Raw genomic sequence first — 17,834 nt, forward strand, 5'->3', positions numbered from 1 at the left:
CGATTATCCTTTAAAAAATTCAAGCAACTCGTTTTCCGTCATTGCTTTCTGTTCGCCTGATTCCATGTTTTTAACCTGCAAAAGGCCTTTTGTCAATTCGTCCTCACCGATGAGTGCGACAAATTTCACCTTTCGGTTATCAGCATATTTGAATTGTTTCTGCATTTTGACCGCACTTGGGTAAACTTCGCAATCCACTCCATTCTGACGCAATTTCTTGGTCAATTTCATGCAATATGCAGCTTCTTTGTCTCCAAAATTCGCAAACAACAAAGTCAAACCTGCATTTGTATCTTCAGGATATAAGTTCAATTCATTCAATACATCGTAAATGCGATCGGCACCAAATGAAATTCCCACTCCGGAAAGTCCGGAAAGCCCGAACAAACCTGTTAAGTCGTCATACCGACCACCACCACAGATCGATCCCATTTTCACATTGTGTACTTTTACTTCGAAAATAGCACCGGTGTAGTAGTTCAATCCGCGAGCCAATGTCACATCAAATTCCACTTCAGCACGTTCCAATCCCAGTTCAGTTGTCTGATTCAAGACAAATTCCAATTCCTCGATTCCTTTCAAACCGACCTCGGAATCCTTCAGGAAAACTTTCATCTGACTTAGGCGGGATTCGTTACTTCCGGAAATTTGGAACAAAGGAGAAATGATCTCGATTGCTTTTTCGGAAACACCTTTTTCTTTCAGTTCTTTGATGACACCTTCTTCACCAACCTTATCCAATTTATCAATTGCAACCGTGATATCAATCAACTTGTCACTTTCCCCGGAAACCTCTGCTATTCCGGAAAGAATTTTGCGGTTATTGATCTTGATGGTAAATCCGGGAATCTGAAGATTGGTCAAAACCTGGTCGAAGATCTGCACAAAATCCACTTCATACAACAAGGAATCCGAACCGACTACATCCGCATCACACTGATAAAATTCCTGGTAACGGCCGTGCCCAGGTCTGTCAGCTCTCCAAACGGGTTGAATCTGGTATCTTTTGAATGGGAAAGACAATTCATTCTGGTGCTGAACCACAAAACGTGCAAAAGGAACGGTTAAATCGTAACGCAAAACTTTCTCTGCCAATGAATTTGCAAAGCGGGTTAAATTGCCAGCTTGCAATGCTTCCACATCTGCTTTTCGCTGCTTTTCACCAGAGTTAAGAATCCGGAAAACTAATTTATCTCCCTCGTCACCATACTTTCCCAATAAAGTAGAGGAAAGTTCAAATGAAGGGGTTTCGATCGGGGCAAATCCATAACTTTTGAATACGGACCTGATTGTGTCGAAAATATACGTTCGGCGAGCTACCTCATCGGGTAAAAAATCTCTTGTTCCTTTTGGGATTGCCGGTTTTTGAGCCATTGTGAATGAATTTGCGGCAAAGTTAATAGAAAAGGTTCACTTCGACTATGCTCAGTGGCCTTTTCATCCTAAATTCAATTATTGTAAGGCGATTGAATGTAGTCGAAGGCACTCTCTTTAAGGAATTAGCTCCTGCAACTCGAACTTCGGAGCTCCTTTGACGCCATTCTGATCATAATAATCCACGAATCGCAATTTGTAATAGCGTCCCAAAACGGTTTTCACTACAAAAGTCCGATTGCTGCTTACAACATAGGTTCCATTATCGAAATCGTAGGTTTTCCAGTCGTATCCGATCACATTAATCCGATCTTCAAATGCGCTTTCCACTATATCGGAATGTTTCAGTTCTGCAAACGGAATAGCAAGTTCCTGCACTTTCACTCCGTAACGATTCGACAAAACCCCAACCACCGAATAAGGTGTATGACTATCAAACACATGACAATAAGCGGTGAAAACCAGATCCCACGTTTCTTTTTCCGGTTCGATATCTTTCAAAACACCACTTCCGGTCATCGAAAAGTAGGTGAACCCTGCTGTTGTGGATTTTGGAATGGTAAAAGTCTGAATCGTTGAACTGTTCAGGTCTGCAAATTGAATCTGATATTCGGTAGTGCTAACAGAAACCACTTTCAGCTTCTTCTTACCTAAGTTCGCTCCTGAAAGCCCCGTTCCCAAATCGATCGCATACACTTTCCCCAAGCTTTGCCAATCTCCGATTGCGGTGGAATCCAGGTTTCCTGTGTGAAAATCCCAGGTATAGGTCAGACCCGCGTCGGAAGTCAAAGCGGTGATATCCGTTTCGTTTGAAAGTGCAGCAGCCATGATACGGGATTCATTCAAGAGGATATGAAAACCGTTGTCTCCTGCCTCAAACGCCAAATCCCAAACTTCGCGGTTATTTTGTCTTAAAATAGAATTCGTTTCCAGATCATAATAAATCTGATTGGCGTAATTTCCACCCAATTCAACTTGCGTGGTTGCCGCATCTGAAACCGGTTTCTCCACCGGAATTTCTTTTTTGAAACATGCTCCCAAAATTGGAAGCAGTGCTACTAAAAGTGCTTTTTTCATTGCTTTGATTTTATCAGATAAGTGATATTCAAATAAAAACTTCTTCCCCAAGCGATTGGTGCCGTTCCGGTAGAAGAGCTATGTGCACCTCCGGTAGTTCCACTGCCCGCATTGATATTGGTCACATTCAACAGGTTTTTTCCTCCTAATGAAATGCCTAAAGTTTTCTTGAGGAACCATTGCTGAACCTGAAGATCCAATAAATTGTAGTCGGAAATAAAAGATTGTGTGATGGATGCATCCTCGTTTACGAAATAAGCCACCATCTTTCCGGTGTACTTGTAGAATGCGCTGAATTTCGTTGTTCCATTTTTCAACTGGTAGGAAACGTTCGAAACCAATTCCGGAGAATAGGCGTATCTGCCGGCAGAATAATTGGAAGCTGTACCGATGTAATTGAATCCAAGGTTTACATTCCACTGCTTTTGCCCCACTTTCACTAAAGATTGAATTCCTCTCGCATAGAACTGATCGATATTGAAATAGCTGTAATTTACCCCATCAGCGGATTGAGATAAACTGATGCGGTTATGGATATCCTGATAATAACCGGATAATTCAAACCCGAACGAGCATTTCTTCGGATTCCAATTGAAGTTGTACCAACCCTGAATATGATTCGCAATCTCCGGTTTCAAAGCGGAATTCCCATGAATGTTGTGGTTAATGTCAACAAACTCCATGTATAACTCCTTGATCGAAGGCGAACGGAAACCCGAAGCTATACTTCCACGAAGGATGTGTTTCTTCTTTCCTAATTTTACGTTCAAAGCGGGCATAAGCGCTTCCTTGTACAAAGAATTGTAGGTAAAACGAAGTCCCGGTTTCAGATTGAGCCAAGTCCAAGGAGCCCAATTAAAAGTTCCGAACACGGCGTAATCACCAATTTCTTTGCGCTTATTTTCAATTCGATTTCCAAATCCTTCTTCGAGGTTGATATCGTAACCGACTTCGTAATTAAATTTTTTGTCCATATTATTTCTGGTCAGCGTCACCCGATTGAAATACAGGACAAATCGCGATGTATCTTGCTCTGACATCGCTAACAGTTTACGATCCAGGGTCGTCAGATCAGTCAGGTAGGAATTCTTGATCCGTTTGTAATTCGAATAGTTCAATTGGACATCCAGTTTCAGATTCGTCTTTAACCAACCAATGATTTCCAGTCCCGCGTTCTGACGATTAGTTACATATTCGTCATCAAAAGCAGAGATCTGATACGGCGCTCTCGGGTAACCTCTATTGACAATTTTCTCGCGGAACAGGTCCAATGAGGGAATCAATTCTATTTTCTTGAATTTGTAGGAGTATTTCAATCCGCCCAGGTACTGTTCTTTCATTTTCCATTGCTGAAACCTTCCGGAATCCGCCAGTTCCTTTTTGGGGAATTCGATCCAATTGTCTCCGGGTGTCCACCCATCAAAAAAGTTGCGTGCCCCATAAGCAGAAATCGAATGATTCTTTATGCGCGAAGTCACTCCCAGATTCAGGTTGTAATTCCCAACCGTTTCGTAGAAAGCTCCTACATTTATATCGTAGCCTTTATTCTTCGGCTTTTTTGTAATCAGATTAATGGTACCTGCCATGGCGTTGCTTCCATAGTTGGTACTGAGCGGTCCTTCGACGATTTCCACCCGTTCAACATTCGAAAGATTGAGCTGACTCAAATCGATGTTTCCATTCTGGCGACCGATAATCGGAACACCGTCTATCAAGATCTTCACTCCTTCCCCTCCAATTCCAAGCATCGACATTCCGCTGCCCAAAACCTGGTCCTGATTCACCCGGATATTCAATTCATTCTGCAACAAATCGCGCAGGTTGACTGCTCCTTTGGCTTCAATTGTTGCCCGATCAATCACCTTCACTTTATTGGTCGAATTGGTAATCGAACCTGACCCAAGTTGACCTGTAACCACTACTTCATCAATATCTTTGGTATTGGTAGCCAGCCTGACACGGTAACTGGTTCCTCTTGAGATCGTATCAATTTCCTGATGAAACCCATCCGTATTGACTTTTACTATCAATTGCGGGGAATTTGCATAAAAGATTGTTGGAATCACTAAGACTCCTTGTTCATCAGACTGAACGTATTTGGTGTTTTTTCCACTGAAATCCTGCAATGCTATTTGCGCATAAGGGACAGCAGAATCATTGTCATCCTTAATAAAAAGGGTATCCTGAGCAGTTACAAAACCACTCAGAATACACCCGATAAGAACTAAAACAGCTTTTTGCATGATCTTCTTACAATTGTCCGATCAATTTTCTCCAGGACTCCAATTCGGGAATTCCCGGTTTGCGCGCTCCGAAAAGCGTACAGATCAATTCTTTTTTCTCATTGAACAATTCCAATGAAGTAACAATTCCATCTTCTGTCGGTTTGCGAACGATCCAGGATTGTGCGATTGCATCTTCTTTTGCATGCAGGTTGAACATCGGATCCAGAACGTTGATCCAAGGACCGTGCTCTACAATATTTTTCACTTCTCCTGTATGGATTTGGATCATTCCTGCATTCCCAACGAAAACCATGATTGAAACTTGCTCCTTCGCAGCCAATTCCAAAGCTCTTCTCAATGCCTTATTATCGATTTTCTTCGCATAAGTTTCATCCGGAGCAAAGCGCAAGGCCTGTGTTCTCGTCAATTTGTGTTTACGCATTAACCCGAAGAATTCGTGTGTGTCTTTCAAATTGATCCAACCTTCCTGAAACCCTTTTACATCGATTTCACTATCCGGCAATTCTGCAGATTCCAAAGGCAACACCGCTCCAATTTCCAATTCAGAAGATTGGTTTGCGTCTTTGTATTTTTCAACCAAAGCTTCATAAGCATCCATATTGCTTTTAGCTTCCAGGTAGACCTTATGTGTAGCAACTCCATCTGTCGTGAAGAATTGAAGGCTATGACGCGGTTTGTCCTCTCCTTCGGTTACTGCAAATGCAAATCCCCAGGAGCTTGGAAAAATTCGTAAGTCAATATCTTTCCCAACGAAAAGCGAAGCATGCGGAGTGGTGCTGAAATTCTCATAGATTCCTTTGCGCTCGTGCACCACTTCTTCATTTCTTGACAAAGCCATTACAAAACCAAGTGATTCAATTTCTCCCAGAATTGCTACAAATTCAGGACGTAAACGAACTGCTGTTGTACCAACTCCCAAAGCAACCAATTCCGCTTCTGAAGCATTCAAACGCTTTGCGTATTCTCTGATTCTCAATTTTGGTTCGCTTTCTTTCAATTGGTCGAAAGCTTCTTTTAAGGACACTGTTGTTTCCATGTTTATTTATTATTCATTGTGTTATCTAGTAAATTCGAAGAATAAGATGTATGTCTGTAAAACAATTCTCCATCCAGAGATTGAATCTGTTCGAGTTCAATCTGATACGTTTGACTCAATAACTCCGGACGCATCACTTCTTCAATCGTTCCGTCCATAATGACGTTTCCATTTTGCATCAACAAAACGCGGTCGGCATATTGATAGCACAGATTGATATCGTGCATCACAACAATCACACTTCCTCTTTTGTCATCTACAAATTTTCGTGCGCATTTCAACAATTCAATTTGGTAGCGCACATCCAGATTATTCAGTGGTTCATCCAGGAATAAATACTTGATCGGTTGATTTTCAATCCTCCCTCCAAAGGGGGAAGCCTTATCTTTACTTTCCAATTGCAAGAGTACTCTTCCGAACTGAACACGTTGTTTCTCACCTCCGGAAAGAAAATTGAACTCCACATCCAACAATGCTTCCAGGTTCAATTCTTTGACAATCTTTTCGAGAACCATTTTGTTGAAAAGACTGCGGGTTTCAGGATAACGGTAACGCGCCATTTCCAGTACTTCACGAACGGTGAAATTGGAAGCAATCATACTTTCCTGGTGCATGTATGCCCGGTATTTCGACAGGTTATCCAAAGTCCAATCTTTCAGTTCTTTTCCGTAATAGGAAATAACCCCAGAGCTTGGTTTCAATCCGTTTGAAAGGAGTTTCACCAAGGTACTTTTTCCAGCTCCATTCGGACCAAGAATCACGATAAACTCTTCCCGATCCGTTATAAAATCAACCGGTTTCAGGATTTGTTTTCCCTTTACTGTGAACGCTATGTCTTTCGCTTCGATCAAAGGGAGAATTTGCGTTTGTGTTTAAAAATGATCCCAATAAAAACCGGAGTTCCCATCAATGCAGTGATAATTCCGATCGGAACTTCTGTCGGAGGCAAGATTGTTCGTGAGATCATATCCGCTCCGGAAAGCAAAATCGCTCCGAAAAAAGCACTGAATGGCAATAATAACTTGTGATTAGGTCCTGATACTATTCGGATGATGTGCGGAACAACCAAACCAATAAATCCGATCACCCCAGCCATTGAAACTGCAGCCCCTACCATGCAGGTGGAACAGACAATCACTAAGAGCTTAATTGTTTTCACTTTGTATCCCATGTATTGAGCATTACTTTCACCCAATGCAAGTACATTCAAACTTTTCGCCTGAAAGAAAATCAGGATCATCGGGACAATCGTGAAAACAGCCAATAAGAGAACCGAATCATTATTTGCAGAACCTAAACTTCCCAATGTCCAAAAGGTCAAATCGCGCAATTCATCATCTGTTGCAAAAAAGGTTAGCAAACCAGTCAAGGCAGCAGTTAAAGCATTCAACGCAATTCCTGCTAAAATCAAGGTCAATGAGTTGATCTCACCATTGCTCAAAGACAATCTGTAAACAATAAATGCCACAAGGGATGCTCCGAGAAAGGCAACGATAGAAAGGGAAAGTCCCTCATTGAAAATAATCAACCAAGGGACTAAACCGTTGAACAAAATGAATAGTGAGGCAAATAGCGAGGCACCCGTTGAGATTCCAATTAAAGCGGAATCAACCAAAGGGTTTCGGAAAATTCCTTGCAGTGCGGCACCGGAGACAGCCAGACCTGAACCAATTAAACAGGAATAGACTGCTCTTGGGAACCGGATATTGTAAACCACATGGTATTCAATCTCTGTTATCTTCAAATCGGTTTGAATTCCAATCTTCTCGATCAAACTGCCAAAGACATGGGAAATCGGGACATGAACATTCCCTACTGACAGGTTTACAACGAAGCAAACTATCAATAAAACAACCAATGAAAGACCTACTATCCCTTGTCTTGACATGACTCTTTTTTTGCTCATGCTTCGACTACGCTAAGCATGCTTAGTTAAAAGTGTTTCCGGTTCAAATTCCCGATCCACCGAAGCGGATCGGGGTTAATCTGAACTTTTGAAACCGTTCAAACTACTGAACTTTTTTAAATTCTTTATTCAATTCAATTAACGCTTCAGCCACACGCGGACCAAATCCACTTAGCAGCTGACCATCCATTTGGATTAATGCTTTATTTTTTCCTGCATTCGTTGCAGCAACCCCCGGAACATGGAAGATTCCGTCGGGTCCCAAACTTTGAGCACCTGAAGTGAACATCAGGATCACATCCGGGTTTGCAGCAATGACTGATTCGCTTGTCAACGGTTTGAAATCGGTGAATCCTTTACCCGCATTTTCTCCTCCGGCCAAAACGATCATTTTCTCCAATGGTGTGTTTTCTCCGGCAACCATCAAGGTTCCTGCTCCTCGTGCGTATACAAACAACACTTTCGGTTTCTTTACCAGTTTTGAAAGGTTTCTGATACCCGAATCTATTTTAGAAACAAGTGTTTTCGATTCATCCGCTTTTCCCAACCAGGATGCCACTTCTTTCACCAACGATTTTGAATCTTCCACATTATTCGGATGCTTGAAAGTCACCAACTCGATTTTTGCCTGTTTCAATTTGGATTTCAAATCCGGAGAGACCTCATCCTCGAGCATTACGACATGGGTAGGATTCAATGCCAATAAACTTTCAATCGCTAGTTTACGGACATGTCCTAAATTTGTCAATTTCTCAGCTGCAGCCGGATAAGTACTCGTTACGTCAACGCCAATGAGTTCCTTTTGGGAACCCACTGCGTAGATGATTTCAGTTACCGATCCGTTCAAAGAAACGATTCGTTTCTCTTCCACTTTTTCTTCCTTTTCAACATCTGACTTTGCGCCTGAATTACAAGCAGTTGCCAGAGACAAAAGAGCAAGAAATAAAAAACCACTATTTTTCATCTTAATTTTCAATCAATGAGATTAATGTTGTACAACCAAACGTTGAGCTGTAGCTGAAGTTCCATTGGAAACCTGAACCAAATAAACTCCGTTTGTGAAGTCTGCAGTTGAAATATTTACCGCTTCCAATGCATTGGAATTTGCATCACTTTCAAATACTACCTGACCTGTCATGTTCAATACTCTAACTGTTGCAGTTGATTTCGAATCAATCATCACTGTTACATTATTTACTGCCGGATTAGGGAAAATTCCTGAAATCAATTCCTGGTTTTCAGACACATTCAAACTCGATACTTTTTCTTTTTTGAAAACTGTTTTTCCTAAAGAAGAACCAGAGAAACCTGTCATGATCAATCTCCAATAATCTCCGTCAACATCCTTCACGAAATAAACCAATGAATCTTCAATCGTGTATGATCCTGCATACGTTTTCCAGTCGTAACCGATTGTATTGATATCTTCAGAATAGGTTGCTGATCCGTAAGACATATCCGTCACTGGATTATTCACCGGGTGAACTTCAGCCACTTCTACTCCAACATTGTGCAAAACACCTGTCACCATGTTATACGGGTATGGAGCTCCGTTATTTGTAGCATATTGTGTAAACAACAAATCCCAAGTCGTTGAAGCCGGTTCTCTGTCGATCAATGCTCCTCCTACCGGATAATAAACATAATTTTTTGTTGCGTACGGTGTAATGGCGATCGTTGTAGTCCCTGTTCCTGAATGATCCGCATTGGAATAGTTGATGGTATATTCCGAATTCATGAATGAAAGGGAAACAGTAAACAATTTACAAGAACCATTCGAGTACTTCACTGCAAAAACGCGGTTAGCAACAATTCCTGTGTGATTCACTGCATCGTAATTTCCCCAACCGTAGTCAGTACCACCCGCACTTGCAGCATTCAAAGCTCCTTCAGTCCAAGTCAGTTCGGAATTATAAAGCGTTGTCCAAGTTGAGATACCTGCTGTATCCGCAGTTGCCAGATCCGTTCCATTCGTTCCGGGAATTGCATATACTGTTCCGATCTTGTTATTGAAAATAATAGACGCTGCCAATGAATTTGACGGGCTGATTGTTGTGGCGAAACCTAAATCCCAGTTATTTGCTGCCTGAGCAGTTCCTTGTTCATCGTTTTCCAAACTATACCAAACGTTGTTTGCGTATGAAGCTCCCATTGATACGGAGTCGCTGACCAGTTGTGCATTTGAAAATCCAGCCAGTGTTAAGAATGATAGAAGTAATCCTTTTTTCATGTTATGTGTTTTTATATTGTTATGGTATCCGTTGCAGCTAACTTATTTACCAATCCGCAGCCGCGGATTAATGATCACAAGCAGCTCTTGTTTTTATTTAATCTAAATAACATTTGCAAAACTACTGGCTTTATAGGGTTGACACAATCGCCAAAACAAGCGGAAAAGAATACCCTTTACAGGGTAGGTTCATTTCTTGAACACCTGATTTTCCATTTCGAACAACAAGAGTTCCGATAAGGACTTCACTTTTAATTTCTTGAAACTGTTTTTGCGATGTGTTTGAACGGTATGTGGACTTAGTCCAAGTTCCCGGCTTATTTCCTTGGTCGATTTCCCATTCAGCAAGAATACCACAATTTCGATTTCCCGTTTTGTCAGATTGAATTCAGAAGGCGAGCTAATTTCCTCATCCTGATTCAGGATCTGATTCCAAACCAATTCACAGTAATAATTCTGATTGTGCAGGATCTTTTGGAATGCTTCGCGGAGTTCTTTCAAGGTACAATTCACATCAATAAAGCCGGAAACGCCATAAGAAACCAATTTGGGAAGACTGGAAACATCTCCGTTTATGATCAGAACAACCTTAATACAATCGGTATCTTCAGGAGTTATTTTCAGATTATTCTCAATTTCCTGGTAGTTCCCTGAAAAGTTATAGACCACAACCTGCTTCTTCTCATAGATCGCCTGTTCCATTTTAGGATTTCCTGCATGCCATTCAACACTTACCTCTCCAAAAATTGTTTGTACCAATTCCTTGAATCCGAGACTGATTAATTGATTGCGACTATCCAAATAAAGGTTCATACTATGTAGAATAATTCTAAATAGCAAAATTGACTCCTTATCCAAGAACCTGCAATACCATAAAAAAGGTAAATGTTAATTACGAATTACGTCCCGATAGCTATCGGGATACGAATTACGAATGATTTTAGAAGGTCCTTAATTAATTATCTGACACACTATTCCAATTCGGAAATAGGAATTAGGAATTATCTCTGCCTGATATATCCTTTCTTCCCAGCCTGAATTTTCAAAACCCAGTCGTAATATCCAACAAAGTGAGAATCAAAATACCCTTTGTGCTTATAGAGTGATTGAGGAAAATAGATGCGTTGTTCTTCGCTCAGACCTTTTACACAAGCTTGCGGAGCAACACCATCTTGCAGGCAAGGCGCATCCTGATTCGGTGCATTCAGGTTACTTCCATATTGCCAAACCTGTTTCCATTCGGTTAGATTTACGGTTCCTGCTGTTGCATTTTCCGGTGCCAGAATGTAATATCCTCCGAAATTTATTCTCCCTCTCAATTGTTCGATCATTCCTTGTGCATAGGCAAATCCCATGCTATGAACCACCAGATACAAGGTGTCATTCCCGGAAGAATTCGGCAATTCATTTAACATTTGGTACAGGTTTCTTCCGGCTATTTTCCCGTTATTCAATCGCATTGCAAAGCCCTTTTTATTCGGTCTTGTAGCGAGCAAACCAATCGTTTTTGCCCGTTTCGAACCGAAAATCTTAGAACCGACCGTACTTGTTGTATAGCATGTATGAAATTGATGGTTCTTACATCTTTTAGGATAAATGCTGGAGTTGGTACTGAAATTCAACAGACTCCTGTGATTGGAGGTTGAAACGGAATGATGTCCATCGGCATAATAATACTCCGTCGGATTAATTCGTTCCTTGAAGTTATCATCGATCTCTTTCCACGGATGCCAATAATTGTATCGGTCTTCGGTAAATAACCGATTGAGGGAATTGGGAAATTCCAGACCATTGCTTCGGATATCTTCAAAATTTTCCTCGAATGTACTTCCAAGAGAAGTTGGTCGATATCCACTTACAAAAATCAAAATGCGCTTGGGGGGATCCGCCAGTTTCAACTTGGAGGTCAGGTCAACTCCCAAATGATTATATACCTGATCGCGCAGCCATTTTCCTTTAGCAGAATACACTTTCACAACGATGTAATGACTTTCTGCCGGAATCGATTCGTCCAGAACAGCTGTATTCAAGGAATCCGAATTTGCAATCAACCGAAGTTTTAACGGAACGTTTGTTTTGGAAACATTCATTTTAAAGTAAAGCACCTTCTTTCGTTCGTACAGAAAATAATGCCTTCCTCTTTTAATAATGAGCTCCGAACCTATTTTCTTTTCCTCTAATTTATTGGGATGCGTATTATCAAACAACAGATCCAGTACCTTCTTTTCTTTGTATCCGGAATACGACTTGATAATCCCATCGGTGACTTCAAACCAGGAATATCCTAAATCGACCACCTTAATCATCACAAAAGAAAGAAAGAGAATTCCCAACCACTGGATCAATCTGGAGAAAAATGAAACCAGGCGCGGTTTCTTCATTCGTTTTTTCAGAAAAGCGCGCAATTTTCGGAAACCATAAATAAAACCGGAAATCGAAGCAACAACACTGAGTAAATGCAGCGTATTGAATGGTTTTGACTGGATTCGGAATAGGGTCTTGTATAAAATATTATCTATTTGCAAGTGATACGAATAGGTATTCTTCTTCATTGGACGCACGACAGAAGCCAGGAAACTTTTGTTCTTCAAAACAATGGTCCCATCTTTTCCCTGTTCGAAAAAATAATAGGCAATCAATCCATTGTTGGTCACCACCTCTTCGTAATCATCAATGATGGAATATACCTTGGGATTTTTATTGATCCGAATCCATTCTTCATTATCTATCCCCCAACCAAGGAGGGTTCTTCTATCTTTCTCAAAAGCTTCGATATTTGCAAAACCATCCAGATACTCTGTTGCAATGGTATGCGACAATTGCCTTGAATCAGCCTGCACGACAAATCCCAAAGCTTTATTCTTCACCATGTACCCTTCTAGTCCCGGATTGACAAATTTGGGAATCACGAAGAAAAGCAAACTGTTCTTTGTCTTTTCTTTATAGGATTTGATGTAAGTATCCCTTACATGACGCATCTGGTCGGTATATTTCAACCGGTCCGATCCCGGATTTTCAAACAATCCCGGATTTTCAAGTGCATCGTTTTCAAAGACAGGTTCTATTGTGACATCGAAGCGGATATTTGCAGCCCGGAATTGGTAATTCAGTTCATTTTCGATACTGTCCCTGTTCATCTTCATCTTACGCAGGGGAACAATTCGCAAATGTTGGGTAACCACCGGTAATACCGAAACGTGCAATGTAGAAACAATCCGTCCTTCATACTTTGCCTGGACATCATAATCCTTGTTTGAGGCAGGTAAAAAAATCCGGCGTTTTACGGCATTTATTTTAGAACTGGCAATCTGTTTTGCGTCAATATAAAATTCAATGGAATCAATCGAAGGAATCTTCAAACGGTTGATCTTGAAATCCACTACATCGCTTTGTCCCTTTCCAACAGATTTGAAAACTTCAATGCTTAAATCTCCTTTTTTGCCTTTGCTTCCCCGTTCATAAAATCCATAAAGCTGGTTCGGATTTTTTACAAAGCGCGCGTATTCTATGGGCAAATGTCCAAGCGAATCTTTTCTTTCTTGAGAAAATCCGGGTAAAATCCGGAAAACACATAGCATAAAAAGAAATAGCGCTCTACAGTACATCCGATCAGATTGAGGTCTTGCCTAACCAACGTAATACGTTATCATACCAAATCGCATCTGATTCTTTCTGGTCCAGAATTCCCACTTCAACAGCAAAATCGATTACTCTTCCGGGATAAGAGTTCGCAACTCCTTCCATTTCTCCCAAAGGATATGGATCATCCAATCCGGAAACAATTTGAGACGAACCAACCCGTATTTTCAGCAATTGTAAGGTATATGAATCATGAACCAAGGTGTCGAAAAACAAATTCGGGTGACCTAAACTGGCTCGTGGGTCCCGCGTTTCTGTAAACAGGTCAGGACGACCATCAAACCCTTGTAACCTTCTTCCGTAATTTGCCTGACCAAGCATACAGCCATGTGCAAAACACGTGCGGATATCCGGGTATTTATTGACGAAATCCTTCAATGCATACATGTGCAAAGTATCTGCTGTTTGCGCCATCATCCACACCAGGTGAAAACGCCAATACATATCTTTCAGAGCTACCATCTTCTCCCCGTCATACGGGTGAATTTCGATTGCCAGTTTGTATTCATTCGCCAACTCAAACAAAGGCAAAGTGGAATCATCCACTACGGAAAGCCATTCGTTGTCCTTATTCAAAAAATGGGTGGGCAAGCAAAGCAGATTCATCTTCAGATCTTCTACACAACGGCGAATTTCATTCAAAGCATCCTCCATGTAAAGCGGTTGAACAACAAAACCACTCGTGAATTTATCCGGTCTGCGTTCCTGTACACTTGCATTGAAATCATTTTGCCAACGAATCGCATCAAAAGCATCTTGTCTGGACCAACCATTGCAGTAAACCTGGGATAAATTCAGCATCACTCCATGATCGATACCATGTCTTTCCATCCACTCGATCTTCTCATCAAAGAAGAAGCTTGGATCGGTAATCGGTCGGGCCCAATCATCTTGTCGCATGAATTTCTTATCATCATCTATCCAAAACAATTTCTTCTCACGCATGAATTTCGGAATTTCCGAAGGTTCAGGTAAAATATGTCCGTGACCATTGATTTTTAGTTTCTGCATGCTCGATTAAATCTTTCCATCAAAAGTAAGCAGAAAAAAAGTAGGGGCAGAAAATTTTCCACCCCTACTTTTTTTATATAAATCGAATTACTTACTAATTACAACCTGATGATACTTGGTTCCGAATTCACCAAACACCTGTAAGGTGTAATGTCCATTTGCATAAGATGACAAGTCGATGGTCTTAACCGCTTCAAACTGATCGATCTCAAAATCAAAAATCAATTTTCCTTGTGCATCCACCATTTTCAGGTTGGTATATGGCACATCCGATGTAATTTCAATTTTACCAACTGATGGGTTCGGATAGATTGTCATGTTCCATTGTGCATTTTCAGCAACTGACAAACAAGGATCCACAATGATGGTTGATTGAGCTGTCCCTGAACAACCATTCGCATCAGAATACGAATAGACGATTGGGAAACTACCCGCTCCACTCACCGAAGGATCAAAGTTACCGGATGAAACTCCGGTTCCTGAATATGTTCCGCCAACAGGTGTTCCACCGGTAATTGCAAATGCCGGGTTATAGGTACAAACCTGTCCCAAACTACCGAATGCAACTGTTGGATTCGTATTGACAGTAATCGTAACCTGATCTGTTGATTGACAACCGTTCACATCTGTTCCTGTTAGGGTGTATGTATTCGTACTTGCAGGAACGAATGAAACTCCGTCCTGAACACCATTGTTCCATCCTAAAGTTGGCGCCCCGGTCGAACCTCCGGTCAAAGTAACTGCACTTCCTGAACAAACCGCCTGATCACTTCCCGCATTCACACTAAATGGTGCAGCGTCCGTTATTGTAATCGGATTGGAAGTGGAAGTACATCCCGCATTTGTAACCTGAACAGTATATGTTCCTGCTGCCGTCACTGAAATACTTGAAGCAGTGGATGCAGTTGACCAGGTATTTCCCGAAGGGTATGAAGATGTCAAGGTAATGGAATCTCCCGGACATAAAACGGTTGTACTTGAAGTGATTACCGGAGGTGTCGGTGCTCCCGGATCCGTTAAACTTCCCGAAAGCGTATTCGAAGCACAACCAGCTCCACTTGTCAATACAATGTTATAAGATCCCGCACCAAGATTTGAAATCATTGTCGGTAAAGAAGCTACCGAAGCAGATCCTGAAGCTGTCCCAGACCAGGCAATCGATCCGGAACCTGTTCCGTTGACAGCAATTGAACCTGTAGTAGAACCACAAGAACTTGGATTAGTAACTGCTCCCAAAGAAATACTTGGAGTCGGATTAACTGTAACAGCAGTTCCTGCACTTGCCGTGCTTTGACAACCGGATGCATTTGTTACCTGAACCGTGTAAGTTCCGGCAGCAGTTGCGGTAATAGTTTGAGTTGTTGCTCCGTTCGACCACAAATAACTTGTTCCAGCTGTTGAGGTCAAGGTTACAGAACCACCGGAACAGAATGTCGTTGAACCACCAGTGGTGATTGTCGGCGCTGTTGGAGTCGGATTAACTGTAACAGTTGTAGCTCCACTCGCTGCACTTTGACAACCGGATGCATTCGTAACCTGAACCGTATAAGTTCCGGCTGTGGTAGCTGTTATCGTTTGTGTTGTTGCTCCGTTCGACCACAAATAACTTGTTCCAGCCGTTGAAGTCAAGGTCACAGAACCTCCCGAACAGAATGTGGTTGAACCTCCTGTTGTAATTGTCGGTGCTGTTGGAGTCGGATTAACTGTAACAGTTGTAGCTCCACTCGCTGCACTTTGACAACCGGAAGCATTCGCTACCTGAACCGTATAAGTTCCGGCTGTAGTTGCCGTAATCGTTTGAGTTATTGCTCCGTTCGACCACAAATAGCTCGTTCCAGCCGTTGATGTTAAGGTCACAGAACCACCGGAACAGAATGTCGTTGAACCACCAGTTGTGATTGTTGGTGCTGACGGAACCGGATTGACAGTCACTGCAATCGCATTACTATTCGGGCTCTGACAACCTGCGCCACTGACTACTTTACAAGTATATGTTCCAGCAGCTGAAACAGTAATCGATTGGGTTGTTGCTCCTGTTGACCACAAGTAACCTGCTCCTGTCGTTGATGTCAAAGTAACCGAACCTCCTGAACAGAATGTGGTTGCTCCACCAGCAGTAAGCGTTGGTGCACTTGGTGTCGGATTAACCGTAACTGTTGTAACTCCACTCGCTGCACTCTGACAACCTGCTGCATTGGTAACCTGAACGGTATAAGAACCGGTTGTAGTAGCTGTAATCGTTTGAGTTGTTGCTCCGTTCGACCACAAATAACTTGTTCCTGCCGTTGATGTCAATGTAACCGAACCTCCTGAACAGAAAGTGGTCGAACCACCTGTTGTAATTGTCGGTGCACTTGGCGACGTACCAACTGTCACTGTAATGGAGTTACTATTCGGGCTTTGACAACCTGCTCCACTGACTACTTTACAAGTATATGTTCCCGCAGCTGAAACAGTAATCGATTGGGTTGTTGCTCCTGTTGACCACAAGTAACCTGCTCCTGTCGTTGATGTCAAAGTAACCGAACCTCCTGAACAAAGAGCTATTGCACCACCTGCTGAAATTGTCGGTGCGCTAGGCGCCGGATTAACCGTAACCGTTGTCGCCCCACTCGCTGCACTTTGACAACCGGCTGGATTTGTAATTTGCACGGTATACGTTCCTGCTGCGGAAGCTGTAATTGAAGCTGTTGTAGCTCCTGTCGACCATAAATAAGTAGTTCCAGTACTTGAAGTAAGCGTTACCGAACCACCGGCACAGAATGTCGTTGAACCTCCGGTGGTGATAGTCGGCGCACTTGGTGCAGCATTCACAGTCACTGTAATTGTATTACTATTTGAACTTTGACAACCTGCCGCATTTGTTACTTGAACAGTATATGTTCCAGCTGTTGTTGCAGTAATTGCTTGAGTAGTTGCTCCAGTCGACCACAAATAACTTGTTCCGGTAGTAGATGTCAATGTAACGGAACCTCCTGCACAAATTGCCGTTGCTCCACCCGCTGTAACTGTTGGTGTTGCAGGGAGTGCGTTCACTGTCACATAATTTGTCATGGTTGTCGTATTCGATCCCGAACCATTTGTTGCAGTCAAAACCACATTATAGGTACCAGCCGTTGCATAAGTGACTGTTGGATTTGCAGCCGTAGAAGTTCCTGGAGTTCCTCCTGGAAATGTCCACGAATAAGAGGTCGGAGAACCTGTTGAAGTATTCGTATACGAGATACTTTGTCCTGCACAAACCGAAGCTGAAACAGTTGTGAAACTTGGAGTTGGAGGAGTGGAAGCAACCACGCCCGTCACATTGATATTATC

Annotated in this window: 12 protein-coding genes; all 12 read right to left on the reverse strand. The window is 42.0% G+C overall.

What is annotated here, in order from left to right:
- Positions 1–3: 3 nt before the first annotated feature.
- The gene (gene hisS, locus AAG807_RS17000) at positions 4–1,374 is read right to left on the reverse strand and encodes a histidine--tRNA ligase (protein ID WP_341906525.1); all 1,371 of its coding nucleotides are present in this window, start codon (positions 1,372–1,374) and stop codon (positions 4–6) included.
- Between the two features lie 117 nt (positions 1,375–1,491).
- A complete protein-coding gene (locus tag AAG807_RS17005; RefSeq protein WP_341906527.1) occupies positions 1,492–2,451 on the reverse strand; it encodes an HmuY family protein in 960 nt (319 codons plus the stop codon).
- A complete protein-coding gene (locus tag AAG807_RS17010; protein WP_341906529.1) occupies positions 2,448–4,694 on the reverse strand; it encodes a TonB-dependent receptor plug domain-containing protein in 2,247 nt (748 codons plus the stop codon). The genes AAG807_RS17005 and AAG807_RS17010 overlap by 4 nt, the downstream gene beginning before the upstream one ends.
- A gap of 7 nt (positions 4,695–4,701) precedes the next feature.
- Entirely contained in the window at positions 4,702–5,733 is a 1,032-nt protein-coding gene (locus AAG807_RS17015) for a ChuX/HutX family heme-like substrate-binding protein (RefSeq protein WP_341906530.1), read from the reverse strand.
- 2 nt (positions 5,734–5,735) lie between these two features.
- The gene (locus tag AAG807_RS17020; RefSeq protein ID WP_341906532.1) at positions 5,736–6,584 is read right to left on the reverse strand and encodes an ATP-binding cassette domain-containing protein; all 849 of its coding nucleotides are present in this window, start codon (positions 6,582–6,584) and stop codon (positions 5,736–5,738) included.
- A complete protein-coding gene (locus tag AAG807_RS17025; protein WP_341906534.1) occupies positions 6,581–7,621 on the reverse strand; it encodes an iron ABC transporter permease in 1,041 nt (346 codons plus the stop codon). The genes AAG807_RS17020 and AAG807_RS17025 overlap by 4 nt, the downstream gene beginning before the upstream one ends.
- Before the next feature lie 121 nt (positions 7,622–7,742).
- Positions 7,743–8,603, reverse strand: a complete 861-nt coding sequence (locus AAG807_RS17030) for an ABC transporter substrate-binding protein (protein ID WP_341906536.1) — start codon at positions 8,601–8,603, stop codon at positions 7,743–7,745.
- Between the two features lie 21 nt (positions 8,604–8,624).
- Positions 8,625–9,869, reverse strand: a complete 1,245-nt coding sequence (locus AAG807_RS17035; RefSeq protein WP_341906538.1) for a T9SS type A sorting domain-containing protein — start codon at positions 9,867–9,869, stop codon at positions 8,625–8,627.
- 189 nt (positions 9,870–10,058) lie between these two features.
- Positions 10,059–10,682: a response regulator transcription factor gene (locus tag AAG807_RS17040; RefSeq protein WP_341906540.1), complete on the reverse strand. Its 624-nt coding sequence runs from the start codon at positions 10,680–10,682 to the stop codon at positions 10,059–10,061.
- Positions 10,683–10,870: 188 nt separating this feature from the next.
- Positions 10,871–13,474: a hypothetical protein gene (locus tag AAG807_RS17045; protein WP_341906541.1), complete on the reverse strand. Its 2,604-nt coding sequence runs from the start codon at positions 13,472–13,474 to the stop codon at positions 10,871–10,873.
- 4 nt (positions 13,475–13,478) lie between these two features.
- The gene (locus AAG807_RS17050; protein ID WP_341906544.1) at positions 13,479–14,519 is read right to left on the reverse strand and encodes an amidohydrolase family protein; all 1,041 of its coding nucleotides are present in this window, start codon (positions 14,517–14,519) and stop codon (positions 13,479–13,481) included.
- An 87-nt stretch (positions 14,520–14,606) separates the two neighbouring features.
- A partial coding sequence (locus AAG807_RS17055) for a PKD domain-containing protein (protein ID WP_341906545.1) occupies positions 14,607–17,834 on the reverse strand: 3,228 nt, incomplete at its 5' end.

This window comes from Fluviicola taffensis DSM 16823, assembly GCF_943372375.1.
GTDB lineage: Bacteria > Bacteroidota > Bacteroidia > Flavobacteriales_D > Crocinitomicaceae > Fluviicola > Fluviicola taffensis_A.